Here is a 26,169-nt window from a genome sequence, read left to right on the forward strand (position 1 = left end):
CGGCCATGCGACGCACGGCCTCCCACCGCCGCCTTCCCTATCGCGCAGAAAGGGACCCCGCCCGAAGGCGAGGCCCCTTTGCCGGAAGGTATCCCTTACGCGGACGCGGCGGCCGGCTGCTCGGCCTCCACGATGTTCACCATGCGGCGGTTGCGCTTGATGGAGAACTGCACCGCACCCTCCTTGAGGGCGAAGAGCGTGTCGTCGCCACCGCGACCCACGTTCTCGCCGGGGTGGAACTTGGTGCCGCGCTGGCGCACCAGGATCTCGCCGGCGTTGACCTTCTGGCCGCCGAAACGCTTCACGCCGAGGCGCTTGGCATTTGAATCGCGACCGTTACTAGAGCTAGATGCACCCTTCTTGTGTGCCATGTGGGTTTGCCTCCCTCGCTAAAAGCTTGATTACTTGACGCCGGTGACCTTGAGCACGGTCAGCTGCTGGCGGTGACCCTGACGGACCTTGTAGCCGGTCTTGTTCTTGTACTTCAGAATCTTGATCTTCGGGCCCTTGGTGTGCTCGACGATCTCCGCGGAGACCTGCACGCCCTCAAGCTCGGAAGCGTTGGACTTAATATCGGCGCCATCGACGAGCAGAATCGGGGTGAGAGCCACGGACGAACCCGGCTCACCCTCGATCTTCTCGACCTTGACGAGGTCACCTTCGGCAACCTTGTACTGCTTTCCGCCGGTCTTGACGATCGCGTACATCGGAGGGCTACCCCTTATCTGGTATCTCGGCTCAGGCCCTGGCGGGCCTGACATGGACAGGTACTCAATTGCTTCGGAGCGCTGACATCACACAGACAGGTGGAAAAGGCCCCAAAACAGCGACTGTGAAAGGTTACCCTGCCACAGCCGCCGAACACAAACCGGCCTACCCGCGCCGCCGCGTCACGCGACGGCGACCGCGTCGGCGCGGCGCCGAGGACGAGGCCGCCTCCTCCCGCCCGGTGGACCCGGTGAGCTCAGTGGATTCGGGGGACGCGGCGCCGCGCCTCGGCTGCGCGGTCTGCCGCCGCGAACCGGACTCGGCGGTGCGCCGCCCCGCCGCCCGGCGCACCGCGCGGCGGCGATGGCGGCGTCGGATGGCGTCGCTGCGCTCCGAGGCCTCGGAGCGCCCGCTATCGGCAGGCTCCTCGCTCCCCGGCTCCTTAGCGGGGGTCTGCGGTGCGGGGGCGAAGTCCTCCGGGCGGGGACGCCGATCCGAGCGGGAGTTGCCGCGCGTGCGGCGCTTGCGGCGCGGGGAGGCCTCGAACTCCGCCACGGCCTGCTCGTAGTGCGCGCCGTTGGGCTCGTGCGGATCCAGCTCGTCGGCGGTCTCCACGGCGGCAGCGGCGATCTTCTCCACCTCGGAGACGGGCTCCTCCTCCGTGGTCTTCGTGGCCTCTGCGGGTACCACGGCGGAGGCCAGCTCCTCGATGGAGCGGCGGGGCTCCTTGGCGGGCTTGTCCTGCTTCTTGCCCTTGCGCTTGCGGTCGGCCTCCGCGTACTTCTCGGCCTTCTCCCCGGCCCCATGCTCCACGGGGTCGTCGTGCAGCAGCAGGCCCCTGCCCTCGCAGGTGGGGCACTCGGTGGAGAAGGTCTCCACCAGCCCGGTGCCCAGCCGCTTGCGGGTGAGCTGCACCAGGCCCAGCGAGGTGACCTCGGAGACCTGGTGGCGCGTGCGATCCCGGCCCAGGGCCTCCTTGAGGCGGCGCAGCACCAGGTCGCGGTTCTCCGGCAGCACCATGTCGATGAAGTCGATGACGATCATCCCGCCCACGTCGCGCAGGCGGAGCTGGCGCACGATCTCCTCTGCGGCCTCCAGGTTGTTGCGGGTGACCGTCTCCTCCAGGTTGCCGCCGGAGCCGGTGAAGCGCCCGGTGTTGACGTCGATGACCGTCATGGCCTCCGTGCGATCCATGACCAGGGAGCCCCCGGAGGGCAGCCACACCATGCGGGCCAGGGCCTTCTGAAGCTGCTCCTCCACGCGGTACGCCTCAAAGACGTCCGTGCCGCCGTGCTCCTCGCGGTCGTAGTAGGTCAGGCGGTCCTCAAGGTCCGGGGCCACGGACTGCACGTAGGCGTGCACCGTGTTCCAGGCGCGGCGGCCCTCCACCACCAGCGCGCCGAAGTCCTCGTTGAAGAGGTCGCGCACCACCTTGACCAGCATGTCCGGCTCCTCGTACAGGGTCACCGGGGTGGCGCCTCGGGAGGCCTTCTCCTGCTCCGCGCGCTCCTGAATGTCCTCCCACAGGCCGTGCAGGCGGCGGACGTCGGCGGCGATGGCCTCCTCCGGCACCCCCTCGGCGGCGGTGCGGATGATGGCGCCGCCCTGGTTGGGCACCACCTCCTTGAGGATCTCCTTGAGGCGCTTGCGCTCCGGCCCGGGCAGCTTGCGGGAGATGCCCGCGCTGCGCCCGCCGGGCACGTACACCAAAAACCGCCCGGCCAGGGACACCTGCGTGGTCAGGCGCGCGCCCTTGTGCCCCACCGGATCCTTGGTCACCTGCACCAGCACCTGGTCCCCGGCGCGCAGCGCCTGCTCGATCTTGCGGGAGCGCCCGCCCAGGCCGGCGGCCTTCCAGTCCACCTCGCCCGCGTAGAGCACGCCGTTGCGCCCCTTGCCGATGTCGATGAAGGCGGCCTCCATGGAGGGCAGGACGTTTTGCACCCTTCCCAGGTAGATGTTGCCAATCATGGAGGTCTGCTGGTCGGAGGTCACAAAGTGCTCCACCAGCAGGTCATCCTCCAGCACGCCCACCTGGGTGACCACGCCGTGGTGATCGTGGCGGTCCCGCTCGCGCACCACCATCGTGCGCTCCACGGACTCCCGGCGCGCCAGGAACTCCGCCTGCGAGATCACGTGGCGCTTCCTGCGGGCCTCGTCGCTGCGCTCGCTGCGCCGACGCCGCTGCGCCTCCAGGCGCGTGGAGCCCTTCAGCGCCACGGGCTCCTGAATCTCCTCCTTGGGCTCGGCGTCGGTCCGCTCCGGCTCCTCCGGGTCGGTCTCCTGGGGGCGCTCCTCGGCCTCGGGGGCAGGCTCGGTGGTCTGCTCGGCGGCGTCCGTCTCCGCGCCGCGACCCCGTCGCGTGCCGCGACGCCCCCGGCGCCGGGGCTTCTTGGCCTCCGGGGCCTCCTCGTCCTCGCGGGGCTCCGCCTCCTTGTCCCGGGTCGGCTCGTCCTGGCTCGGTTCGCTGGTAGTGCGGCGAACGGCCCGGCGGTGCCGACGCCGTCCCCGGCCCTTCTCGCCGTCCTCCTCGGCGCGCTCCCGGGGGGCGTCCTGCGCGGGGGCCTCGTCCTCGCTGCCCACGCGCCCCCGCTCCTCAGCGGTCTCGGAGGCCTCCGGGGCCTCCTCGGGCTCGGCGGATTCCTTGGCCGCCCGGGCCGCCTTACCCGAACTGGTCTTGCCCGATCCCGTCTTGCGCGCGCGGCGGCGGGGCTTCGCGGCGGGCTCGTCCTGCTCCTCATGCGCCGGGGCGGGCTCCTCCTGGGCGGCCTCGGCCTGCGCCACCTGCTCGGAGAGGTCCTTGTCCACCTTCTCCTCGATCTGGTGGATCTCGTTGGCCACGTTCTTTTCCACGCGGTGGCGGATGCGCTCCACGGACTCTTCCTCCGCGCGCTCCGGCTCCGGGCCGGGCTCCGGCCGGGCCTGCTCGTCCGCCTGCGCGGCGTCCTTGCCCTCGACCTTGCTCTCCTCCGGCTTCGCGCGCTTGCGGGAGCGGCGGGGCTTCTTCTCCTTTTCCTCCGCGGCCTCGTCCTTCTTCTGCGGCTTCTTCTCCGCCTTCGGTGCCTTCTCCGCGCGCTTCTTCGCGCCCTTCGCCGGGGTCGTCTGCGCCTCGCCCGCCAGGTGATCCAGCAGCGCGGTCGCCTCCTCCTGGCTCAGGGTGGACTGGGCCACCTTATTCCATCCCAGGTCCTTCAGGGCCCCCACCAGTTCCTTCGAGGTTCCCCCCAGCATCTTCGCCAGGGCGTGCACCCTGGTCTTGGCCCCGAGCTGGCCGCGATCAAATCCCCTGGCCGCTTCCGCCAGCGTGGGTTCGGCGGCCTTCTTCTTTTGGCTCTCTGCCACGTCTATTCACTCCTTGAAATTATGAGTCTCCCCGGGCGCTGGTGCCTCCTGCGTCGTCTCTTTGCGAGAATCAGTCTCTGTGCCAGGCGCACCGCCGCCGCACGGGGTCGGTAAACATACTCCCCCATCTTTGCATACCCTGAGTGCTATGACACCCACACGCGCTTTGGACCGCCTCGCCCTCCCCTGGCCGCTCTCGCTGTTGTTCGGCGCAGGGATGGGGCTCGCCTGCTTCCTCACCACCATCGACCACCCGTTCTGGGCCATGGTGCCGATGACCCTCGCCGCCATTCCGGTCATCGCCGCCGCGCAGCGTTCCCCGCTCAGCAACACCAACAACTGGGATCACCGGGACCTCTACTCCTCCAGAACGAGCTGGCTCTACCTGATCCCGCTGCTCCTCTGGCTCTTCGTAGTCCCCCTTTTCCCCGAGACCCTCGCCACGGGCGCGGTCGTGGGCGTCCTCGCCTTCGCGTTCTGCGTGTTCCTGGGGCGCTACTCCCACCGCCTCGCCGGGGCCGACGGCCGCAGGCACGCCCGCGAGCTGCTGGACAAGGACGTGGCACTCAGCGAGGAGCAGATCGACGTAGCCCGCGAGCACCGCGACGTGCTCTCCGCCCTCTATGCCCTCGGCGCCGTGGAGGGCATCCGGGTGCGCACCCACCTGGCGGCCCACGTCCTGAACACGAATGCCACCATGACCCTGCGCAAGGCCCGCAAGCCGCAGTCCGCGGGGCTGCTTTACACCAGCGCCGTGGACGCCGGGGATGACCCGGACAGGAGGCTCATCGCGCTGACCCCGGAGGGGGTGCACGCCCTGTCCCGCGTCACGCAGGGCGCGCCGCAGCCCGCCTGACGCCCCGCACGCCGCCCCCGGCACGGCAGTGCGGTAATGCGGGCGCGCCTCGAACGCGCACAAAGGCCGGAGCGCGGGCCCCACACAGCCCCGCGCTCCGGCCTGAAAAGTCCCTACAGGTTGGGGAACCAGATGGCGATCTCGCGCTCGGCGGACTCCGGGGAATCCGAGCCGTGCACCACGTTCTCCGCCACGGAGAGGCCAAAGTCGCCGCGGATGGTGCCGGGGGTGGCCTTGGAGACGGGGTCGGTGCCCCCGGCGAGCTGGCGCCACGCCTCGATGGCGCGCTCGCCCTCCACCACGCCCGCGATCAGCGGCGCGGAGGTGATGAAGTCCACCAGCTCCCCGAAGAAGGGCTTGTCCTGGTGCTCGGCGTAGTGCTTCTCCGCCGTCTCGCGGTCCGCCACGCGCAGGTCCAGGGCGGTAAACTTCAGGCCCTTGGCCTCGATGCGGGCGAGGATGTTGCCCACCACGCCACGGGCCACGCCGTCCGGCTTAATCAGAATTAAAGTGCGTTCAGTCATGCCCGTTACTGTACCGGACTTATCGCGCGGGGGCCGGACCCGCCCCGTACCCCCGTTTAGGGGGCGGGCCGGGCCCACGGCGCACCGGAGCCCCCGGCGCCCCCTAGTCCCGCACGGGAGCCCACGCCCCGGCGAGGCGTGCCAGCCCGCTACATGTGCTGCGTGGTGAGCAACCCGCGCTTCATCCTGGCGATCAGGCTGGAGCGCAGGTGCAGCACGTACCACCACACGGCGATGAACACGCAGGCCACGATGCCCAGGGAGTAGTGGAAGAAGAACCCTCCCAGCGCCACCGCCTGCAGGGCGAGGTTGACGGGGATGGACCACCGATACCGCTGGAGGAAGGACACCACGAGCATCACCGTGGCCATGATGGTGACGTACGCGGCGCTGGCGGCGCTCCAATGCGCTCCCCCGTCCACGCGGGCGATCACGGTAAGCGCCAGGTAGAAGGTGATGGCCTCCATGCACATGGTGGCGGACATCACCCCGGCGATCCCCTTCATGGGGTCCTTTTCCGGGGCGTGCCCCGGCCCCAGGGGGCCGTACTGCGGGTCGCGGTCCTTGCGGCGTGACGTTCCGGTCATGCGGGTTCCTTTCCAAACAGCGTGCGGGCCTCCCCCGCCGTGACCACCGATCCGGTGATCACGATGCCCGCCCCCGATTGCACCTCGGCCTCCTCCGCCAGCTCCACGGCGAGCTCCACCGCGCCCGGCAGGGTATCCATCGCGTGCACGCGCTCCTCTCCGAAGATCTCGCGGGCGTAGCCCGCCAACTCCTCGGCGTCGAGGCAGCGCGGCGAGGAGTTGCGCGTGCACACCACCTCCGCGACGTGGGGTTCTAGCTCCCGCAGCACGCCGGGGGCGTCCTTGTCCCCCAGCACGGCCACCACGCCCACCAGGCGCTCGAAGCGGAAGTCCCGCTCCAGGGCCCTGCCCAGCGCGCGCATGCCGTGGGGGTTGTGCGCGGAGTCGAGGAAGATGGTGGGCGCCGAGCGCACCCGCTCCAGGCGGCCCGGGGAGGCGACGTCCGCGAAACCCCGGCGCACGGTGTCCTCGTCGAGCTGGCGCCCGGCGCCGGCGCCGAAGAACGCCTCCACGGCGGCCAGCGCCACCGCGGCGTTGCGCGCCTGGTGCTCCCCGGACAGCGGCAGGAAGATGTCCGTGTACTCCCCGCCCAGCCCTCGGATGCTCAGGCGCTGCCCGCCCACGGCCACCGTGGACTCCAGCACCCCGAACTCCACCCCGGCGCGCGCCACGGCGGCGTCCACCTCCACGGCGCGGGCCAGGATCGCCTCGGCGGCCTCCGGCTCCTGCTCCGCCACGATCGCCACGTTGTCCGGCGGGGTGAGCAGGTCGTCCTTGTCCCACCGGGAGGTGATGATCCCGGCCTTCTCCCCGGCGATCTCGGTCAGCGTGGTGCCCAGGTAGTCGGTGTGGTCCAGGCCCACGGGGGTCACCACGGCCACCTGCGCCCCGAGCACGTTGGTGGCGTCCCAGCGCCCGCCGAGGCCCACCTCCACCACGGCCACGTCCACGGGGGCGTCGGCAAAGGCCACGAAGGCCATGGCGGTGAGCACCTCGAACTTGGACATGGGCGTCCCGTGCCGCTCGTCCACCATCTCCACGTAGGGCCTGATCTCCTCCCAGGTGCGCACGTAGTCGGCGGGGTGGATCGGGGCGCCGTCGAGGGCGATGCGCTCGGTGACCGTCTGCAGGTGCGGGGAGGTGGTGCGCCCGGTGCGGCGGTGGAAGGCCCGCAGCAGCGCCTCGATCATGCGCACGGTGGAGGTCTTGCCGTTGGTGCCCGCCACGTGGATCGCCGGGTAGGACCGCTGGGGCGAGCCCAAAAGGTCCATCAGGGCCTCCATACGCTCGGTGGAGGGGTCGATCTTGGTTTCCGGCCAGCGCTGGTCAAGCTGGGCCTCCACCTCCGCCAGCGCGCGCAGGTCCTCCGGGGTCACCGGGCGGGCCTGCGGCTGGTCGGGCTTCTCCCCCGCCATGTCGATGGGCAGGGTCAGGCCGGTATCGTCCAACCGGACGCCGCTGTCCTCGCTCACCGCAGCCCCTCCAGGCGCGCGGTGAGGCGCTCGACCTCCTGGGTGGCGATCTGCTGGCGCTCGCGGATCTTTTCCACCACCTCCGCCGGCGCCCTATCCACAAAGTTGGGGTTGCCCAGCTTCTTGCCCGTGGTGTCCAGCTCCTTGTGCGCCGCCGCCAGCTCCTTTTCCAGGCGCTTGCGCTCGGCCTCCTTGTCCACGGTGCCCGAGGTATCCAGGGCCACCTCCACCGTGGCCCGGGAGAGCCGCACCTCGATGCTTGCCGACGCCTCGAAGCCCTCCTCCGGGGGCGTGACCCGGGCCATGGAGCGCACCAGGTCCTCCTGCTGCGCCAGGTCCGCCGCGGCGCAGTCGATCCGGGCGGGCACCGGCTGGGAGGGCTTCACGCCCTGGTCGGAGCGGAAGCGGCGCAGCTCGGTGATGAGCTTGGCGGCGTCCTCGATGCGGCGGGCGGCGGCCTCGTCCGGCTCCGCGCCGCCGTTGGTGTCCTCCTGGGTGGGCCAGGGGGCGATCACGATGGATTCCTCCTCCGTGAGCGCGGTCCACAGCACCTCCGTGACAAAGGGCATGGCCGGGTGCAGCAGCCGCAGCACCACGTCCAGCACGCGCCCGAGCACGAAGCGGGTGGGCTCGGGGGCCTGCGTCTTGGCGATCTCCAGGTACCAGTCGCAGAACTCGTCCCAGGTAAAGTGGTACAGCTCCTCGTTGGCCTTGGCGAACTGGTAGTCCTCCAGGTAGGCGTCCACGCGGGAGCGCACCTGCTCCAGGCGGTCCAGGATCCAGCGATCGGCGTCCGTGAGTTCCCCGCGCTCCACCGGGCCCACCTGCGCGCCCTTCATCAGCGCGAAGCGGGTGGCGTTGAAGAGCTTGGTGGCAAAGTTCCGGGAGCTCTGGGCGTGGTCCTCGCCCACGGGCAGGTCCACGCCGGGGTTGGCGCCGCGCGCCAGGGTAAAGCGCAGGGCGTCCGCGCCGAAGCGCTCCACCCACTCCATCGGGTCGATGCCGTTGCCCAGGGACTTGGACATCTTGCGGCCCTTTTCGTCTCGCACCAGGCCGTGCAGGAAGAGGTCCGTGAAGGGCACCGTGTCCTTCATCTCCGGGGTGATGGTGGCGGCAAAGGTGCCGAACATCATCATGCGGGCCACCCAGAAGAAGAGGATGTCATAGGCCGTGACCAGCACCGAGGTGGGATAGAACTTTGCCAGGTCCGGGGTGGACTCCGGCCAGCCGAGCGTGGAGAAGGGCCACAGCGCGGAGCTAAACCAGGTGTCCAGCACGTCCGGGTCCTGCTCGTAGCCCGCCGGGGGCTCCTCGTCCGGGCCCACGCAGACGACCTCGCCCTCCGGGCCGTACCAGATGGGGATGCGGTGGCCCCACCAGAGCTGGCGGGAGATGCACCAATCGTGCATGTCGTCCACCCAGTCGAAGTAGCGCGGCTCCAGGCTCTTCGGGTGCAGGGTGGTATCGCCCTGGCGGATGGCGTCGCCCGCCATGCGCGCGAGGTCCTCCACCTTCACCCACCACTGGAGGGAGAGGCGCGGCTCGATGGCCTCCCCGGAGCGCTCCGAGTGCCCCACGGAGTGCACGTAGGGGCGCACCTCCTTGACGATGCGCCCCTGCTCGCGCAGGGCCTCGCGCAGCGCCTCGCGGGCGTCCTCCCGGCTGAGGCCGTCGAAGCGGGTGCCGGTGCCCGCGATGTGGCCGGTCTCATCCATGATGGTGGGCATGTCCAGGCCGTGGCGCTGGCCCATCGCGTAGTCGTTGGGGTCGTGCGCCGGGGTGATCTTCACGGCGCCGGTGCCAAACTCCGGGTCCACGTAGCTGTCCGCGATCACCCGGATCGTCAGGTCCTCGCGGAAGGGGTGCGGGAGGACCTTGCCCACCATGTGCGTGTAGCGCTCGTCGTCCGGGTGCACCGCGATGGCCACGTCGCCCAGCATCGTCTCGATGCGGGTGGTGGCCACCACCAGGGAGTCCTCGCCGTCGCCGTAGCGGAAGCTCACCAGCTCGCCCTCGACGTCCTTGTACACCACCTCGATGTCGGAGACGGCGGTGCGCAGGGCGGGCGACCAGTTGACCAGGCGGTTGGCGCGGTAGATCAGGCCCCGATCGAACAGCTCCTTGAAGATGGTCTGCACGGCGCGAGAGAGCCCCTCGTCCAGGGTGAAGCGCTCGCGGGACCAATCCACGGAGTCCCCGATGGCGCGCATCTGGCCGAGGATCGTGCCGCCGTACTGGCGCTTCCACTCCCACACACGCTCCACGAAGGCCTCGCGGCCGAGGTCGTAGCGCGAGACCCCCTCCTTCTCCTTGAGCTGGGCCTCCACCTTGGTCTGGGTAGCGATGCCGGCGTGGTCCATGCCCGGCAGCCACAGCACCTCGTAGCCCTGCATGCGCTTGCGGCGCACGATGGCGTCGATGAGCGTGTGGTCCAGGGCGTGCCCCATGTGGAGCTGGCCCGTGACGTTGGGCGGGGGCAGCACCACGGAGAAGGCGGGCTTGGCGCTGGAGGGATCGGCCTGGAAGTAGCCCCGATCGATCCAGCGCTGGTACAACTCCGCCTCCACGGCGTGGGGGTCCCAACTCTTGGGCAGGTTCTCGGCGCGGTTCTCAATCACGCCGCCTATCTTAGCGGCCCCGCCTAGCCCGCCAGCAGGTGCGCCACCGCCCGCCGCTCCTGCTGCAACTCGGCCACGTTCGCCGCGATCCGCTGCCGCTGGAACTCGCTGAGATCCAGCCCCTGCACGATCTCCCAGCGCCCCTCGCGGGCCACCGTGGGAAAGCCGAACACCAGCCCCTCCTCCACGCCGTAGGACCCGTCGGAGACCACGGCCGCCGTGGCCCAGCCCCGGGAGCCCTGAACCCAATCGCGCATGTGGTCCACCGCCGCCGAGGCGGCAGACGCCGCGGACGAGCGCCCACGCACCTCGATGATCTCCGCGCCGCGCTTGGCCACCCGGGGCATGAACTCCTCGCGGTACCAGGCGCCTTCCACCCGGTCCGCCACGGGCTCCCCGGCGAGGGTGGCGTAGGAGAGGTCCGGGAACTGCGTGGCGGAGTGGTTGCCCCACACCACCATCTTCTCCAGCTCCGCGCTGGGACGCTCCAGCTTCTGCGCCACCTGGGCCAGGGCGCGGTTGTGGTCCAGGCGCATGAGCGCGGTGAAGCGCTCCGCGGGCACGTCCGGCGCGGCCTGCTGGGCGATCAGGGCGTTGGTGTTGGCCGGGTTGCCCACCACCACCACGCGCACGTCCTGCGCGGCGTGCTCGTTGATCGCCGCCCCCTGCGGGCCGAAGATCGTGCCGTTGGCGGCGAGCAGATCCCCGCGCTCCTGCCCCTTCGTGCGCGGCTTAGCGCCCACGAGGAAGGCGGCAGAGACGCCGTCGAAGGCCGTGGCGAGGTCATCCGTCACGGTCAGACCGCGCAGCAGCGGGAAGGCGGAGTCCATCAGCTCCATGGCCACGCCCTCGGCGGCGCGCAGCGCGTCCGGGATGTCCACCAGGCGCAGGGCCACCGGGGTATCGGGCCCATAGACCTCGCCGCTGGCAATGCGCCACAGCAGGGAGTAGGCGATGTTTCCGGCGGCGCCGGTGACGGCGATGTTCTTCACGGCCTGGGAGGCGTGTGCCATGGTGTGATCCTTTCGGCCTTGCGGCACGGAGACGGAGATCGGTACGCCCCCAAGGATACTCCTCCCTGGTGTTCAGATAATACCCCCAAAAGGGAGAAAAATAACCCTTTTCACCTGGATTTTTCTTTGTATCGCCGCGCAAAAATCACCCCCTCGGCGCCCGACACCATTACTCTAGTAATGGCTTAACAACGCCCCCTAAGAAATGTAGATGGCGGGCAGTACCAAATAGGTGTGGACAAGGAGGGAATTGGATGGTGCGCGACGATCTTGAACCGGCGTTTGATCCGCAATCGCCGGAGGCCCAGTCCATGGAACGAGTCATTGAGGTTGCCATGGAGCGCTTCTCCCTCAAACCCTTCTCCGATGCCAAGCTCGACGGCATCGCCAAGGAGGCCTCGGTGTCCAAGCGCATGATCCACTATCACTTCGGCAACAAGAAGGGGCTCTACCAGGCGGTGCTCTCCCGCGCCGTCGAGCGGCTACATCCCCCCGCCGAGCGCCTGGTGATCGACTCCGCCATCCCCGTGGACGGCGTGCGCACCGTGGTGGAAGCCATGTACGCGCAGATCGCGGAGAACCCGGTGCCCACGCGGATGCTGCACATGGAGTCGCTGCAGCACGTCCTGCCGCTGCGGGACATCGCGCCGCTATTCGACCACGCCGAGGTCATCCTGCACCTCGACAAGCTGCTCATGCTCGGCCAGGACGCCGGGGTGTTCCGCCCCGGCATCTCCGCCTACGACGTGTTCTACCTGATCGTGGCGCTCTCCTTCTACCGGACCGAGCAGCGGGACCTGGCCATCAACGTCTTTGGCATCGACCTCGCGGACGAGGCCAACACCGAGGGCACGCGCCGCATGACCATCGACGCCGTGCTGGCCTTCCTGACCTCCAACATCCCCCACTCCGGGCACAACTCCTACCTCAGCGTCACGCACTCGGTGGACGACGAGCCGGAGTCCGCCCAGTCCATCTACGAGTAGGCGCGCCTCGCGCCCGAGGCACCGCCGCATGCCGCGCGGGCCGCGCTCGGAGCGCGAGGGCGGCGGCTAGGCGGAACGCTCCGCCACCCGGTCCTCCACCATGAGGTCCTCCTCCCCGCGCACCATCGCGCCGGTGACGGTCAGCGTGCCCTCGCCCTCGCGGTCGGGGATCTCGTACATCACGGGCACGAGCAGGTCCTCCATGATGGCGCGCAGGCCGCGCGCCCCGGTGCCGCGCTCCAGCGCCTTGTCCGCGATGGCCTGCAGGGCCTCCGGCTCGAAGCGCAGGTCCACGCCGTCGATGTCAAAGAGCCGCTGGTACTGGCGCACCAGCGCGTTCTTGGGCTCGGTGAGCACCTGCACCAGCGAGGCCTGATCCAGGTTGCCCACCGTGGCCACCACGGGCAGGCGCCCGATGAACTCGGGGATGAGGCCAAAGCGCACCAGGTCCTCGGGCTGCACCTGGGCGAAAACATCCGCCTGGGCCGCCTCGTGCAGGCTCTCCACCCGCGCGCCGAAGCCCAGGCCGCGCTTGCCCACCCGCTCCTGGATCACCCGGTCGAGCCCGGCGAAGGCGCCCGCCACGATGAAGAGGATGTTGGAGGTATCGAGCTGGATCAGGTCCTGGTTGGGGTGCTTGCGCCCGCCCTGCGGGGGGATGGAGGCGGTGGTGCCCTCCAGGATCTTCAGCAGGGCCTGCTGCACCCCCTCGCCGGAGACGTCGCGGGTGATGGAGGGGTTCTCGGACTTGCGCGAGATCTTGTCCACCTCGTCCACGTAGATGATGCCGCGCTGGGCGCGCTGCACGTCAAAGTCCGCCGCGTGCAGGAGCTTGAGCAGGATGTTCTCCACGTCCTCGCCCACGTAGCCCGCCTCGGTGAGGCTGGTGGCGTCCGCGATGGCGAAGGGCACGTCCAGCAGGCGCGCCAGGGTCTGGGCGAGGTAGGTCTTGCCCGAGCCCGTGGGGCCGAGCATGAGGATGTTGGACTTGGCGATCTCCACGTCCTCGTCCCGCTTGATGAGGGAGGAGGACTCCGCCTCCCGAATGCGCTTGTAATGGTTGTACACCGCCACGGCCAGCACGCGCTTGGCCTCGTCCTGCCCGATCACGTACTCGTCAAGGAAGGCCCGGATCTCGGAGGGCTTGGGCAGCGCGCCGGACTGCTCCTGCTGGGCGGCGCGGGCCGCGCCCATCTCCTCCTCGATGATCTCGTTGCACAGCTCGATGCACTCGTCGCAGATGTACACCCCTCCGCCGGCGATGAGCTTTTTCACCTGCTTCTGGGACTTCCCGCAGAAGGAGCACTTGAGCAGGTCCGCACTTTCTTGCATACGTGCCATGAGCTGGTTCGATCTCGTTTCTGGTTGGGGCCGGGGTTCACCTTCCCTCCACTTTAGCGCGTGGGTCAATCGACTCCACCGCCCGGATCACCGCGCGCACCTCGCCCAGCAGCTCCCGCGTGCGGTCCAGGCTGTAGGCGCCGATCCCCAGCACGATCCCGCTGCGCTGGGGGCTGCTCCAGTACTCGGAGAGCGCCTGCACCACCAGGCCCCGGCGCGCGCACCGTCGCACCACCGCGCGCTCCTGCTCCTGCCCCTCCAGGTACACCACCGCGTGCAGGCCGCCGTCCATGGGGGCGGCCCGCCGCTGGCCGAACACCTCCACGAACACCTGGCGGCGGCGCCGGTACTCCCGGCGCATCCGCGCCAGGTGGTGGCGGAACCCGTCCGCCTCCATGAAGTGGATCATGGCGTCCTGCACCATGCCGGAGGCCGGGGTGGCCCGGGCGCACATCCGCTCGCGCAGCGCCTCCGGCATGAGCACGAAGCCCAGGCCCAGGCCCGGCGCGACGGTCTTGGAGAAGGACCCCAGGGTGGCCACCCTGCCCCTGCTGTCCACGCCCGCCAGCGCCGGGTGGGGTTGGCCCACGTAGCGCAGCTCGGAGTCGTAGTCGTCCTCCACCACGATGGCGCCGTGGCGCGCGGCGTAGTCGAGCAGCCGGTGCCGCCGCGGCGCGCTCATCGTGGCGCCCAGGGGGTACTGGTGCGAGGGGGTGACGAGCACCACCTGGGGGTTGACCTCCTCCAGCGCGGCGATCTCCATGCCCTCGGCGTCCACGGGCACGGGCACCACGCGGTGCCCGTGGTCGCGCAGCACCGCGCGCAGGGAGGGGTAGCCGGGGTCCTCCACCGCCACCACGCTGCCCGGCCCCACCGCGCCCAGCAGCGTGCGCAGGCCGTCGCGCGCGCCCGAGGTGATGAGGACGTCCTCCGCCGTGGCGGGGGCCGAGCGGGTGACGCGCAGGTGCTCGGCCACCAGCTCGCGCAGCCGATAGGCGCCCTGCGCCGGATAGCCCAGGCTGGGGCGGGCGGCGGCGGCCCGCCAGGCGGCCCGCCAGGCGGTGCCGGTGAGCGCCTCCGTATTCGGGATGCCGGGGCGCAGGTCCGCGCGGCGGCGCACCGGCGCGGGCGGCCTCCGGCGGGGCTCCGGAGGACGGAGGCGTTCCGCGGGCAGCTCCGGGTTGACCCGGGTGCCGCCGCGCCCGCTGGCGAGGTAGCCCTCGCCCACGAGCTGGGTGTAGGCGGCCACCACGGTGCCGCGCGAGACCCCGAGGTCGCCCGCCAGTACCCGGGTGGAGGGCACCGGGTCGCCGGGGGCGAGCCTGCCCTGGTCGATGAGGCCCCGAAGCTGCCGGGTGATCTGGTGCGGCAGGCTCCCCGCGCCGGGTTCGAGAGAGAGCACTCCCCGCCCCCTACGCCGGGGTTTCAGCCGGATCGGGCGTTCCGGCGCGCACGCCGCGCAGCGCCATGTCCGCGTAGATCCGGCCCAGCTCCTCGGCGCTGTAGCGCGCCTGCGGGTCGAACCACAGGCACACGCCCAGGCCCATGTCGATCAGCGCGTAGGCGGCGACCTTGACGTCGCCCACCGCGAACTCCCCCGCCTCCACCCCGGCGGCGAGGATCTCCTGCCAGTAGCGCACGTAGCGCCTGCGCAGCTTCGTGGCCTGCGCCCGCGAGGGGGCGTCCAGGTGCGCGATCTCGTTGTTGACCACGCGGGTGGCTCGGGCGTGCTCGGCGTGGTAGCGCACGTGCAGGCTCATCGCGGCGTGCAGCCGGGTACTGGGGCTATCCAGCCCCTCCGTGCCCCGGCGGTGGTGCTCCAGCAGCCCGCTCAGGGTGGAGAGCACGATGTCCTTGAGCAGTTCCCGCTTGGAGCCCACGTGGTTGTACAGGCTCGAGGTGGCCATGCCCACCGCCGCCGCGATGTCCTCCATCCCGGTGGCGTTGTATCCCCGCTGGCCGAAGAGTTCCAGGGCGGCGTCGGCAATCTGGGCCCTGCGTTGCTGGTTTGCCATGCGCACAATGCTACTTCCCTCCTCCCCGCCTCCCGAGCGGACCGGCGCGTTCACCCCGCTCAGCGGGCCGACCACCGGCCCTTCGCCCCCACAGATTCACCCCGCCGAACCCCCGCGGCTTGACGTATGGTGCGCCACACATCACACTGGTTAAACGAACGGCAATTCGTTCGCGGATAGTCCTAATTGAAAGGTAGGTCACTATCATGTCCACTCCGCTGAGCAACAGCACCGCAGATTTCTACCAGATCTTCGCCGATGTGGACGGCGCGGACCTGGACTACTGGAACGCCACCCGCGCCTACGCGGACGAGGTACGCGACCAGGTCAACGACGCCTGGGAGAAGGCCGAATACCGCATCCCCCTCGTCAAGCGCGCCTCCGACTACGGCCTGGTGCGCGACGGGATCGACATCCCCGGCTTCGAGCCCATGAGCATCCGGGCCAACCGCCTCATCACCATGGAGCTGGGCCGCCTGGACGGCTCCATCGGCACCGCCGTGGTGGTGCAGTCCGGCCTGGCCATGCGCTCCATCGCCGCCTGCGGCTCCGAGGAGCAGAAGGAAAAGTACCTCGCGCCCATGGCCCGCTGTGAGATCTTGGGCGCCTTCGCCCTCACCGAGCCCGATCACGGCTCCGACTCCATCGGCCTGGAGACCACCGCCGTGCGCGACGGCGACGAGTGGGTCATCAACGGCGCCAAGAAGTGGATCGGCCAGGGCAGCGTGGGCCACATCACCGTGGTGTGGGCCCGCATGGAGGACGGCCAGGTGGGCGGCTTCATCGTCCCGCAGGACACCCCCGGCTACAACGCCACCACCATCACGGGGAAGGCCTCGCTGCGCGCCATCTTCCAAGCGGAGATCGAGCTGGACAACGTGCGCATCCCGCTGGAGAACCGCCTGCCGCACGCCCACAGCTTCCGCGACACCGCAGAGATCCTCTCCGGCACGCGCATCGCCGTGGCCTGGGCCGCCCTGGGCCTGGGCATCGCCTGCTACGAGAAGGCGCTCTCCTACGCCCAGGAGCGCGTGCAGTTTGGCAAGCCGCTGGTGAGCTTCCAGATCATCCAGCAGCGCCTGTCCGACATGCTGCAGGACGTGGTCTCCATGGGCCTGTACTGCCGCCGCCTGCTGGAGATGGAGGAGGCCGGAAACCTCTCCGACAAGCAGGCCGCCCTGGCCAAGGTGCACAACACCCGCAAGGCGCGGGCGATTGCCGCCAACGCGCGCGACATGCTCGGCGGCGTGGGCATCCTGCTGGAAAACGACGTGATCCGGCACATGGTGGACATCGAGGCCCTGCACACCTACGAGGGCACGGACACCATGCAGTCCCTCATCGTGGGCAAGACCATCACCGGCGTGAGCGCCTACCGCTAAGCCAACCCCCAGAAACCCCGCCGCCCGCACACCAGCCAGGGCGGCGGGGTTTTCTTACCCCCCCCCCGGACCAGCGCACGCGAACGGCGCGCCGGGCGAGGACACCGCGATCCCCGCCCGGCGCGCCGCCGTGGCCCCTAGTTATTCAGCGGCTTGCGCGTCTTGGCCATGTGCATGGCGCGCTCCGCGTTCTTGGGCCGCACCAGCACGGCGGAGGCCTCCTTGCTTTCCCGCAGCCCCAGCTCGTGGGCGGAGATGGTGCCCTCGCCCGCGTACTCCCGGGCCAGGGCGTCTCCGATGGCCTTGTCCGTCTCGCTGCCCTCGGTGAAGCTCAGCTCGCCGGGGTACAGCGGCAGCTCGCGCGCCGCCGGGGGCGCGTAGCCCTCCGCCAGCTCCCCGGCCAGCTCCACGGCCTCCGCGATCACGTGGTCCGGGGAGAGGATCACCCGGTCCGCCTCGCGCAGCAGAGGGAAGTTCACCGCCGGGAGGAGCTTGACGTTGAGCAGCGCGGAGAAGGCCCGCTCGTGCGGGTTCTCCACCCCCAGGTCCACCAGGCGCTCCAGCACCCGGACGGTGCCGCCCCAGCCCGGGTAGAGGCCCACGGAGCGCTCCGGGAAGCCCACCCGGGTCTCCGCGTGGATCACGGAGGCGTCGGTGTGCAGCAGCAGCTCCAGCCCGCCGCCGAGCGCCACGCCGCGCACCGCGCCCACCACCGGGAAGGGGGCGTCGCGCAGCGCCTGAAGGGACTCCGCCCCGGCGCGCACCACCTCGTAGGCGGCCTCCGCCTCGCCGGTGGCGGCCAGGCGCGCGATGGTGGGCAGGTCGGCCCCCGCGCAGAAGGCGGTGGGGTTGTCCGAGGCGATCACCAGGGCGCGCACGTCGGTGCGCTGCGCCACCTCCCGCATCACCGCCAGGGCCTCCACGCTGCACGCGTTCATCGGCGTGGTGAAGGTGAACAGCGCGACGCCGTCCGCGCGCCGGTACACGGTGGCCGCCTCGTTGCCCGCGATCTTCTCCGCGCCCTTGACCAGCTCGGCCACCGTGACCACGCCCGCGCGCTCGCGCGGCGCCTGCGGGGTGCCGTCGCTGCCCAGCACGGTGTCGGCGCCGTAGAAGCCGCCCGCGCGCACCGCGGCCTGGAGCAGGGAGGGGGCCTCGCCCTCGTACAGGTCGGCCACCCACTCCACGCCGAGGGAGTCCGCCAGGGCGAAGGGCCCCTTCTTCCAGCCGTAGCCCAGCTCCATGGCGGAGTCGATGGCGTCCACGGCGTCGCAGATCTCCGGGGCGGTGTCGCAGCAGTAGGTCAGGGTGGTCAACAGCACGTCCCTGGCGTAGCGACCCTCGGGGCTATCCGCCGTGAGCAGCTCGCGGGCGTCGCGCGGCACCTCGTACTTTTCCCGGGGGCGGTAGTCCCCGGCGGCGAAGTCAAAGACCTCGTCGCGGCCTCGGTAGAAGCCGGACTCCGCCGTGCGGCCCGTGAGCCCCTTGTCCAGCAGGGTGGTGAACTCCGGGCGCCGGGTGATGTCGAAGCGGTGGTAGGCGTCGGTCTCCGGCAGCGCGGAGAGCAGGGAGCCCCAGATGGCGGGGACGAGCTGCAGGCCCACGTAGTCGAAGAGGCCGAAGATCCCGGTGCGCGGGATGCCGAAGGCGCGCCCGAAGGCGGTGTCCGCCTGCTCCGGGGCGATGCCCTGCTCGAAGGCGAGGTGCGCGCCCGCCGCCATCCAGAAGTTGCCGATGCGGTTGGCGATGAACCCGGGGGTGTCGCGGCAGTCCACGATCACCTTGCCCATCTGGCGCTCCAGCACCTGCGTGAGGGAGTCGATCACCTCCGGGCGGGTGTCCGGCCCTGCCACCAGCTCCACCAGGCGCATCACGCGCGGGGGGTTGAAGAAGTGGGTGATGGCGAAGTCCCGGCGGAAGCCCTCGTCCAGCCCGCCGAGCAGCTCCGCGAGGGGGATCGTGGAGGTGTTGGAGCTAACCGGGGTGCCGGGGGCGCGGTGGGCGTCGATGCGGCGGAAGGTGTCCTGCTTGACCTTGAGGTCCTCAAAGACCGCCTCCACGATCCACTCGGCCTCCCCCAGGCGGTCGAGGTGATCCTCCACGTTGCCGGGGATCACGTTCTCGGCATACTCGGGCCGCATGAAGCCCCGGCGCTTGAGCTGCAGCTCGATGCCCTTCTTGGCGCGGGCGTCGCGGTCCTCCCCCTCGGCGGGGATGTCCAGCAGGTGGACCCGCACCCCTGCGTTGGCGAGGTGGGCGGCGATGCCCGCGCCCATGGAGCCGGCCCCGAAGACGGCGGCCGTGCGGATGGGCTCGGCGGTGGTGTGCGTAGCAGACATGGGTTAAACCTCCAGGATGAGAGCGATGCCCTGGCCGCCGCCGATGCACAGCGTGACCAGGCCGTAGCGGCCGCCGGTGGCGCGCAGCCGGGCGATGAGCTTGGTGGTCAGGATGACGCCGGTGGCCCCGATGGGGTGGCCCAGGGCGATGGCCCCGCCGTCCACGTTGGTCTTGTCCGGGTCGAAGCCGAGCTGGTCGGAGACCGCCAGGCACTGGGCGGCGAAGGCCTCGTTGGACTCGATGAGGTCGATGTCCCCCAGGCTCAGCCCGGCCTTCTTCAGGGCCTTGGGCACGGCCTGCACCGGCCCCAGCCCCATGTACTTCGGGTCGCACCCGGCGATGCCCCAGCTCACCACGCGGGCCTGGGGGTTCAGGCCGTGCTCGTCCACGGCCGCCTGGCTGGCCATGACGGTCACGGCGGCGGCGTCGTTGATGCCCGAGGAGTTACCGGCGGTGACGGTGCCGTCCTTGCGGAAGGTGGGGCGCAGCGCGCCCAGCTTGTCCAGGGAGGTCTCGCGCGGGTGCTCGTCGATGGTGAACTCGCCGCCGCGCACCGGCACGGGCACAATCTGGTCGGCAAAGCGGCCCTCCTCGATGGCGGCGCGGGCGCGGCGCTGGGACTCCAGGGCGTACTCGTCCTGCCGCTCGCGGCTGATCCCGTAGCGCTCCGCGATGTTTTCCGCCGTGATACCCATGATGCCGTTGCCCATCGGGTCCGTGAGCGCGCCGGTGAGCCAGTCGTCCAGGGTGCCGTCGCCCATCTTGATGCCCTTGCGCATGCCGGGGATGGAGTACGGGGCCGCGCTCATAACCTCGGTGCCGCCCACCAGGGCCAGCGAGCTATCGCCGGTGACCATCTGCTGCGCGGCGCTCACGATGGCCTGCACCCCGGAGCCGCAGAGGCGGTTGACCGCGTAGGCGTGGCTGCCCTGGGGCAGGCCCGCTTGGAGGGCCACGGCGCGCGGGGTGTAGACGTCGCGGGGGCGCGAGGTCACCACGTTGGCAAAGACCGAGGCGTCGAAGGCGTCCGCCGGTGCCCCCGAGCGCTCGATCACGGCCTTGGCCACGTGGGTGCCGAGGTCGATCGGTGTGTAGGAGGACAGGGAACCGAGGAAGGTTCCGATGGGGGATCGCGCGGACTCAACGATGTAAACGGATTCCGTCATGTTTTGCTCCTTCATTCTGGGGTGCCGTGCCACGGCATACGAATGACGATTCGCGGCAGCCCCCACCACTGTAATGGGGGTCACCGCGACGGCGCAATGACAAACCACACCACAGCCGGGTGGTACAAAAAAATGATCCAAATATGGCACTACCGCTGTACCAGACGGCGCGGCCATAATGGTCCGCATGACTGAATCCACCACTGGTTCCCCCCTGGTCAAGCGCGGCTTGGCCGACATGCTCAAAGGCGGCGTCATCATGGACGTGGTCACCCCCGACCAGGCCAAGATCGCCGAGGACGCCGGCGCCGTGGCCGTCATGGCCCTCGAGCGCGTGCCCGCCGACATCCGTGCCCAGGGCGGCGTGGCCCGCATGTCCGACCCCGACCTCATCGAGGGCATCATCGAGGCGGTGAGCATCCCCGTGATGGCCAAGGCCCGCATCGGGCACTTCGTGGAGGCCCAGGTGCTGGAGTCCCTGAAGGTGGACTTCATCGACGAGTCCGAGGTGCTCTCCCCCGCCGACTACACCCACCACATCAACAAGCAGCCCTTCACCGTGCCCTTCGTGTGCGGGGCCACCAACCTGGGCGAGGCGCTGCGCCGCATCGCGGAGGGCGCGGCCATGATCCGCTCGAAGGGCGAGGCCGGCACGGGCGACGTCTCCGAGGCCACCCGCCACATCCGCACCATCACCGAGGAGATCGCGGCCCTGCGCCACCTGCGCGAGGAGGAGCTGTACGTGGCCGCCAAGGAGCTTTCCGCCCCCTACGACCTCGTGGCCGAGGTGGCGCGCACCGGCGCGCTTCCCGTGGTCATGTTCACCGCGGGCGGCGTGGCCACCCCCGCCGACGCCGCCATGATGATGCAGCTCGGCGCGGACGGCGTGTTCGTGGGCTCGGGCATCTTCAAGTCCGGGGACCCCGCCGCCCGGGCGGCCGCCATCGTCAAGGCCACCGCCGCCTACGACGACCCCGCCGTGATCGCCGAGGCCTCCCGGGGCCTGGGCGAGGCCATGGTGGGCATCAACGTGGCCGACCTGCCCGCCCCGCACCGGCTGGCCGAGCGCGGCTGGTAGGCGCCGTGACCACGGTAGGAGTGCTGGCCGTTCAGGGCGGGGTGGCGGAGCACGCGGAGATGATCGAGGCCCTCGGCGCCCGGGTGCGGCTGCTGCGCCGCCCCGCCGACGCCGCCGACATCCCCGCCCTGGACGCCTTCGTGCTCCCCGGCGGGGAGTCCGGCCCCATCGACCGCCTGGCGGGCATGTTCGGCCTGCGCCGTCCCCTCGCGGAGGCCATCGAGCGGGACGCGCCGGTGCTAGGCACCTGCGCCGGGCTGATCCTGCTGAGCCGCTGGGGGCTGCTGGACGTCTCCGTGGAGCGCAACGCCTTCGGCCCGCAGGTGTGCTCCGCGCACGCCCGCGTGGACTGGGAGGGCACCCCCATCGACGCCGCCTTCATCCGCGGCCCCAAGGTCACCGAGGTGGGCCCGCTGGCCGTGGCCTGCGCGCGGCACGAGGGGGCCATCGTGGGCGTGCGCCAGGGCAACCGCCTGGGCTGCTCCTTCCACCCGGAGCTCACGGGGGACGCCACCCTGCATCGTCGGCTGCTGGAGGCTGCCGCACAATAGAGGGGTGCATTCCCCCATCACCCAGGAGATCCTGTCCGGCGGCGCCCCGGAGCGCCCGGCGCTGAGCGACCCCCGAGGCCGCCTCGCCTTCCGCGAGCTGCGCGCCCTCATCGAGGCCAGCACCCTGGCCCTGCGCGAGCGCGGCGTGCGCCCCAGCGAGGCGGTGGCGCTGCAAACGCCCAGCTCCGTGGAGTTCGCCACCGCCTTTCACGGCATCCTCGGCGCCGGGGCCACCGTGGTGCCGCTCAATCCGCTGCTCACCGAGGAGGAGACGCGGCGGGCCATGCAGCGCACCGGGGCCCGGAGGCGCATCGACGCCGCCGCGGCCCGGGCGCTCCACGCGGGCGCCAGCCGCCCCCTGTCCCCCTCCCCCGCCACGGAGGACCCGGAGGCCACCGCCGTGCTCGCGCTCTCCTCCGGCACCACGGCGGAACCCAAGCCGGTGATGCTCAGCCATCGCGCGCTGAGCGCGAACATCCGCCAGACGGTGGCCGCCCTGCGCGGCAACGGACTCGACCCGGGCTGGAGCGTGCTCGCTCCCCTGCCGCTGAGCCACATCTACGGGCTGAATGTGCTGCTGCACAGCTCCTTAGCCAACGGCAACCACGTGGTGCTCATGCCGCGCTTTACCCCCCGCGCCTTCGCCCGCCTGCACGCGCAGCACCGCATCGGGTGGAGCTACGTGGCCCCGCCCATCGTGGCCGCCCTGGACTCCGAGGACTACTCGGCGGACTACTCGGCCGAGGACTTCCGCCACACCCGCGTCATGCTCTCCGGGGCGGCGGACCTGCGTCCCGACCTCGCCCGCCGCGTGGGCGAGCGCCTGGACGTGGAGATCATCCAGGGCTACGGCATGACGGAGGCATCCCCCGTGACCCACATGATGCGCCGGGGCGATCCCCTGGGGATCGGCCGCCCGGTGGACGGCACGGAGACCAGGATCGTGGACGGCGAGCTCTGGGTGCGCGGCCCGCAGCTCTGCTCCGGATACCTCGACGCCCCCGGCCCGCTGGTGGAGGGCTGGCTGCCCACGGGCGACCTGGTGGCCCCCACCCCGGACGGCGGGCTGCGCGTGACCGGGCGCACCAAGGAGATCATCAAGTACCGGGGCTACCAGGTCAGCCCGGCGGAGCTGGAGGAGGTCATCGCCTCCTGCCCCGGGGTGCGCGACGTGGCCGTCACGCGCGGCACCCTCCGGGGCGAGGAGGTGCCCCACGCCTTCGTGGTGGGCACCGCCGCACCCGCCGAGGTCCGCGAGTGGGTGGCGCGGCGGGTGGCCCCCTACAAGAAGGTGCGGCGGGTCACCGTGGTGGAGTCCATCCCCCGGGCCGCCACCGGCAAGATCCTGCGGCGCCGCCTCCACGGCCACGCGGGGGACGCGGACGAGTAGGGGCTAGTCGTTGAGCTTGCGGTACTGGAACACCTGATCCGCGATGCCGTACTCCACCGCCTCCTCGGCGGTGAGGATCTTGTCTCGATCCGTGTCGATGCGGATCTGCTCGGCGGTGCGCCCGGTGTGGGCCGCCAGCGTCTTTTCCATCAGGGTGCGCATGCGCTCGATCTCGGCGGCCTGGATCTCCAGGTCGGAGACCTGCCCCTGGGTGCCCTGAGTGGCCGGCTGGTGGATGAGCACGCGGGAGTTGGGCAGCACCGCGCGCTTGCCCTTGGCACCGGCGGCCAACAGCACCGCCGCCGCCGAGGCTGCCTGGCCCAGGCACACCGTCTGCACGTCCGGGCGCACGTACTGCATCGTGTCGTAGATGGCCATGAGCGCGGTAAACGAGCCGCCCGGGGAGTTGATGTACATGGTGATGTCCCGGTCCGGGTCCAGGCCCTCCAGCACCAAAAGCTGCGCCATGATGTCGTTGGCCGAGGTGTCGTCCACCTGGGTGCCCAGGAAGATGATGCGCTCCTCGAAGAGCTTGGCGTAGGGGTTGGTCTCCTTGGTGCCGTAGGCGGACTGCTCGATGAAGGAAGGCAGCACGTAGCGGGCCGAGGGCATCTGGAAAGCGTTATTCATGGGATCGTCTCCTCTTGTATCAGTATTCTTCGATTACTCGCCTGCTAGTTGCTGACCGACCCCTGGGCGGTGGTAATCACGTGATCCACCAGCCCGTACTCCTTGGCCTGCGCGGCGGTGAACCAGCGGTCGCGGTCGGAATCCTTGGTGATCTGCTCGAAGGTCTGCCCCGAGTGCTCCGCGATGAGCTGCGCCATCTCCTTCTTGGTGGCCGCAAACTGCTCGGCCTGGATGGCGATGTCCGCCGCCGTGCCGCCCACGCCCGCCGAGGGCTGGTGCATCATAATCCGGGCGTGCGGCAGGGCGAAGCGCTTGCCGGGGGTGCCCGCCGTGAGCAGGAACTGCCCCATCGACGCCGCCAGGCCCATGCCGTAGGTGGCCACGTCGCAGGGGGAATACTTCATCGTGTCATAAATGGCCATGCCCGCCGTCACGGAGCCGCCCGGGGAGTTGATGTAAAGGGAGATGTCCCGGGTGGGGTCCTCCGCGGAGAGCAGCAGGATCTGGGCGCACAGCTTATTGGCGATCTCGTCGTCCACCTGGCTGCCCAGGAAGATGATCCGCTCCCGCAGCAGGCGCTCGTACACGGAGTCGCTCAGGTTGAGGCCCTGGGCCTCCGCCGCCATCGTGGTAGGTACGTTCATGGTTTCCTCTCCTTGGTTCTTTGTCATTCCTCGATACCTCCCACAGGCTACCCGCGCGCCCGGGCAAAAGGCCCGCTGTTCGCTCACAGCGTTGAAGCCGGCTTAAGACCTTCCGGCGGCAATGGGAAAGGCCCGGCTCCGCGGAGCCGGGCCTCGACGAGGGGTGTGTAAGGATTACTCCTTATCCTCGGCCTCGTCCTCCTCGCCGAAGTACTCGGTGGGGTCCACCGCGTTGCCCTCGGAGTCCTTCACCTGGGTGCGGCAGATGGCGGCGGCCAGGGCCTTGCCTCGGCGCACGTCGGAGAACAGGTTGGCGATCTGCCCGGACTGGGAGAGCTGCTGCACGAACTGGTTGGGGTCCATGCCGTAGGCCTGGGCCGTGAACATGATGTGATCGGTCAGCTCCTGCTGGGAGACCTCGGGGGACTCCTGCTCCGCCAGGGCGTCGAGGAAGAGCTGCGTGCGCACGGCCTCCTCGGCGCTCTTGCGCTGCTCCTTATCGAACTCCTCGCGGCTGGTGCCCTGCTGCTCCAGGGCGGAGTTCAGCGCGGCCTCGTCGTGGGCAAGCTGGCCGAGGAGCTGGTGGAGCTGGTTGTGTACCTGCTCGTTGACCACGCCCTCGGGCAGGGGGAAGGAGGCGTCGGCCAGGGCCTTCTCCAGCACGGCGTCGCGGATGGCGGTGGCCTGCTCGGCCTTCTTGGACTCCTCCACCTGGCTCTTGGTGGACTCGCGCAGCTCCTCCACCGTGTCAAACTCGGAGGCCATCTGCACGAACTCCTCGTCCAGCTCCGGGAGCTTGCGCTCCTTGGTCTGCTGGACGTGGACGGAGATGGTGGCCTCCTCGTCCTTGTGCTCGCCGCTGCGGATCGTGGCGGTGAACTCGTTGTCCTCGCCGGTCTTCATGCCGCGCAGGGCGGTGTCCAGGCCGTCAATGAGGTCGCCCTGGCCGATCTCGTAGGACAGGCCCTCGGTGGTGGCCTCGTCCACGACCTCGCCGTCGATGGTGGCCTTGAGGTCGATGACGGCAAAGTCGCCGGTCTTGAGCTTGCGCTTGGTGTCCTTCATCTCACCGAAGCGGCCGCGAAGCTGGTCGATGGCCTCGTCCACGGCCTTCTCGTCCACCTCGAGCGCGGGCACGGTGACCTCGATGCCCGAGAAGTCCGGCACCTCGATCTCGGGTCGCACGTCCACCTCGGCGGTGAACTCCACGTACTCCTTGTCCTTGATCTCGGTGACGTCCACGTCCGGCTGGCCCAGCGGGTTCAGCTCGTTCTCGCCCAGGGCGGCCTCGTAGCGGGAGGGCAGCATGTCGTTGACCACCTGCTCCAGGATGGGGCCGCGCCCGAAGCGGGCGTCGATAAGCTGGCGAGGAGCCTTCCCCTTGCGGAAACCGGGGATGGTCACCTGCTGGGCAATGGCGGCGTAGGCCTGGTCAAGCTCGCCCTTCAGCTCATCGAAGGGAACATTCACAGTGAGCTTGACACGGGTGTCGCTCAGCTTCTCGACGGAACTCTTCACGAGTCACT

General features: G+C 70.2%; 22 protein-coding genes. 6 read left to right on the plus strand and 16 right to left on the minus strand.

The features are described from left to right. Positions 1-95: 95 nt before the first annotated feature. From rpmA to B140_RS0102030, 3 genes are all read right to left on the minus strand, one after another. The gene (rpmA, locus tag B140_RS0102020; protein ID WP_026165888.1) at positions 96-371 is read right to left on the minus strand and encodes a 50S ribosomal protein L27; all 276 of its coding nucleotides are present in this window, start codon (positions 369-371) and stop codon (positions 96-98) included. 30 nt (positions 372-401) lie between these two features. After that, positions 402-707: a 50S ribosomal protein L21 gene (rplU, locus tag B140_RS0102025; protein ID WP_018117684.1), complete on the minus strand. Its 306-nt coding sequence runs from the start codon at positions 705-707 to the stop codon at positions 402-404. 166 nt (positions 708-873) lie between these two features. Continuing rightward, complete coding sequence (locus B140_RS0102030) at positions 874-4,050, minus strand: translation initiation factor IF-2 N-terminal domain-containing protein (protein WP_018117685.1); 3,177 nt, start codon at positions 4,048-4,050, stop codon at positions 874-876. 148 nt (positions 4,051-4,198) lie between these two features. Here B140_RS0102030 and B140_RS0102035 point away from each other — a divergent pair, with 148 nt between their 5' ends. After that, a complete protein-coding gene (locus B140_RS0102035; RefSeq protein WP_156801602.1) occupies positions 4,199-4,906 on the plus strand; it encodes a hypothetical protein in 708 nt (235 codons plus the stop codon). Positions 4,907-5,019: 113 nt separating this feature from the next. On the opposite strand, the gene ndk is transcribed toward B140_RS0102035, so the two are convergent. From ndk to B140_RS0102060, 5 genes are all read right to left on the minus strand, one after another. Continuing rightward, the gene (ndk, locus tag B140_RS0102040; RefSeq protein ID WP_026165889.1) at positions 5,020-5,430 is read right to left on the minus strand and encodes a nucleoside-diphosphate kinase; all 411 of its coding nucleotides are present in this window, start codon (positions 5,428-5,430) and stop codon (positions 5,020-5,022) included. Positions 5,431-5,579: 149 nt separating this feature from the next. Continuing rightward, the gene (locus tag B140_RS0102045; RefSeq protein WP_018117688.1) at positions 5,580-6,017 is read right to left on the minus strand and encodes a DUF4233 domain-containing protein; all 438 of its coding nucleotides are present in this window, start codon (positions 6,015-6,017) and stop codon (positions 5,580-5,582) included. After that, a complete protein-coding gene (folC, locus tag B140_RS0102050) occupies positions 6,014-7,432 on the minus strand; it encodes a bifunctional tetrahydrofolate synthase/dihydrofolate synthase (protein ID WP_083912202.1) in 1,419 nt (472 codons plus the stop codon). Before folC ends, B140_RS0102045 begins: the two co-directional genes overlap by 4 nt. Before the next feature lie 53 nt (positions 7,433-7,485). Then, complete coding sequence (locus B140_RS0102055; RefSeq protein ID WP_156801620.1) at positions 7,486-10,104, minus strand: valine--tRNA ligase; 2,619 nt, start codon at positions 10,102-10,104, stop codon at positions 7,486-7,488. Positions 10,105-10,130: 26 nt separating this feature from the next. Continuing rightward, the gene (locus tag B140_RS0102060; RefSeq protein WP_018117691.1) at positions 10,131-11,120 is read right to left on the minus strand and encodes a malate dehydrogenase; all 990 of its coding nucleotides are present in this window, start codon (positions 11,118-11,120) and stop codon (positions 10,131-10,133) included. Positions 11,121-11,431: 311 nt separating this feature from the next. Here B140_RS0102060 and B140_RS0102065 point away from each other — a divergent pair, with 311 nt between their 5' ends. Then, the gene (locus tag B140_RS0102065) at positions 11,432-12,106 is read left to right on the plus strand and encodes a TetR/AcrR family transcriptional regulator (RefSeq protein WP_169332515.1); all 675 of its coding nucleotides are present in this window, start codon (positions 11,432-11,434) and stop codon (positions 12,104-12,106) included. 66 nt (positions 12,107-12,172) lie between these two features. Here B140_RS0102065 and clpX read toward each other — a convergent pair whose 3' ends face one another. The 3 genes from clpX to B140_RS0102080 are packed head-to-tail and all read right to left on the minus strand — an operon-like array spanning position 12,173 to position 15,462. Further along, entirely contained in the window at positions 12,173-13,447 is a 1,275-nt protein-coding gene (gene clpX / locus B140_RS0102070) for an ATP-dependent Clp protease ATP-binding subunit ClpX (protein ID WP_026165890.1), read from the minus strand. 37 nt (positions 13,448-13,484) lie between these two features. Next, entirely contained in the window at positions 13,485-14,849 is a 1,365-nt protein-coding gene (gene pdxR, locus B140_RS0102075; protein WP_018117694.1) for a MocR-like pyridoxine biosynthesis transcription factor PdxR, read from the minus strand. A gap of 10 nt (positions 14,850-14,859) precedes the next feature. Continuing rightward, positions 14,860-15,462, minus strand: coding sequence for a TetR/AcrR family transcriptional regulator (locus tag B140_RS0102080; protein WP_040425826.1), 603 nt, complete (start codon positions 15,460-15,462; stop codon positions 14,860-14,862). A gap of 206 nt (positions 15,463-15,668) precedes the next feature. Here B140_RS0102080 and B140_RS0102085 point away from each other — a divergent pair, with 206 nt between their 5' ends. Then, positions 15,669-16,844: an acyl-CoA dehydrogenase family protein gene (locus tag B140_RS0102085; protein WP_018117696.1), complete on the plus strand. Its 1,176-nt coding sequence runs from the start codon at positions 15,669-15,671 to the stop codon at positions 16,842-16,844. A 137-nt stretch (positions 16,845-16,981) separates the two neighbouring features. Here the strand turns inward: B140_RS0102085 and B140_RS0102090 are convergent, their stop codons facing one another. Together B140_RS0102090 and B140_RS0102095 are read right to left on the minus strand one after the other, a co-directional pair. After that, positions 16,982-19,183 (minus strand): 3-hydroxyacyl-CoA dehydrogenase/enoyl-CoA hydratase family protein, encoded by a 2,202-nt coding sequence (locus tag B140_RS0102090; RefSeq protein WP_018117697.1) that lies wholly within the window; start codon positions 19,181-19,183, stop codon positions 16,982-16,984. 3 nt (positions 19,184-19,186) lie between these two features. Then, entirely contained in the window at positions 19,187-20,350 is a 1,164-nt protein-coding gene (locus B140_RS0102095) for an acetyl-CoA C-acyltransferase (RefSeq protein WP_018117698.1), read from the minus strand. A gap of 187 nt (positions 20,351-20,537) precedes the next feature. Between B140_RS0102095 and pdxS the strand changes: the two genes are divergently transcribed. The 3 genes from pdxS to B140_RS0102110 are packed head-to-tail and all read left to right on the plus strand — an operon-like array spanning position 20,538 to position 23,369. Further along, the gene (gene pdxS, locus B140_RS0102100) at positions 20,538-21,428 is read left to right on the plus strand and encodes a pyridoxal 5'-phosphate synthase lyase subunit PdxS (RefSeq protein ID WP_018117699.1); all 891 of its coding nucleotides are present in this window, start codon (positions 20,538-20,540) and stop codon (positions 21,426-21,428) included. 5 nt (positions 21,429-21,433) lie between these two features. After that, entirely contained in the window at positions 21,434-21,979 is a 546-nt protein-coding gene (gene pdxT, locus B140_RS0102105) for a pyridoxal 5'-phosphate synthase glutaminase subunit PdxT (protein ID WP_211208138.1), read from the plus strand. A 4-nt stretch (positions 21,980-21,983) separates the two neighbouring features. Beyond that, on the plus strand, positions 21,984-23,369 hold the full coding sequence (locus B140_RS0102110; RefSeq protein ID WP_018117701.1) for a class I adenylate-forming enzyme family protein: 1,386 nt from the start codon (positions 21,984-21,986) through the stop codon (positions 23,367-23,369). A 3-nt stretch (positions 23,370-23,372) separates the two neighbouring features. Here the strand turns inward: B140_RS0102110 and B140_RS0102115 are convergent, their stop codons facing one another. From B140_RS0102115 to tig, 3 genes are all read right to left on the minus strand, one after another. Further along, positions 23,373-23,999, minus strand: coding sequence for an ATP-dependent Clp protease proteolytic subunit (locus tag B140_RS0102115; RefSeq protein ID WP_018117702.1), 627 nt, complete (start codon positions 23,997-23,999; stop codon positions 23,373-23,375). Positions 24,000-24,043: 44 nt separating this feature from the next. Continuing rightward, positions 24,044-24,670 carry an ATP-dependent Clp protease proteolytic subunit gene (locus B140_RS0102120; protein WP_083912194.1) on the minus strand — a complete coding sequence of 209 codons (627 nt, stop codon included), beginning with the start codon at positions 24,668-24,670 and terminating at the stop codon, positions 24,044-24,046. Between the two features lie 147 nt (positions 24,671-24,817). After that, positions 24,818-26,161, minus strand: a complete 1,344-nt coding sequence (gene tig / locus B140_RS0102125) for a trigger factor (RefSeq protein WP_018117704.1) — start codon at positions 26,159-26,161, stop codon at positions 24,818-24,820. Between the last annotated feature and the right edge of the window lie 8 nt (positions 26,162-26,169).

It is taken from the genome of Corynebacterium mastitidis DSM 44356 (assembly GCF_000375365.1).
GTDB lineage: Bacteria > Actinomycetota > Actinomycetes > Mycobacteriales > Mycobacteriaceae > Corynebacterium > Corynebacterium mastitidis.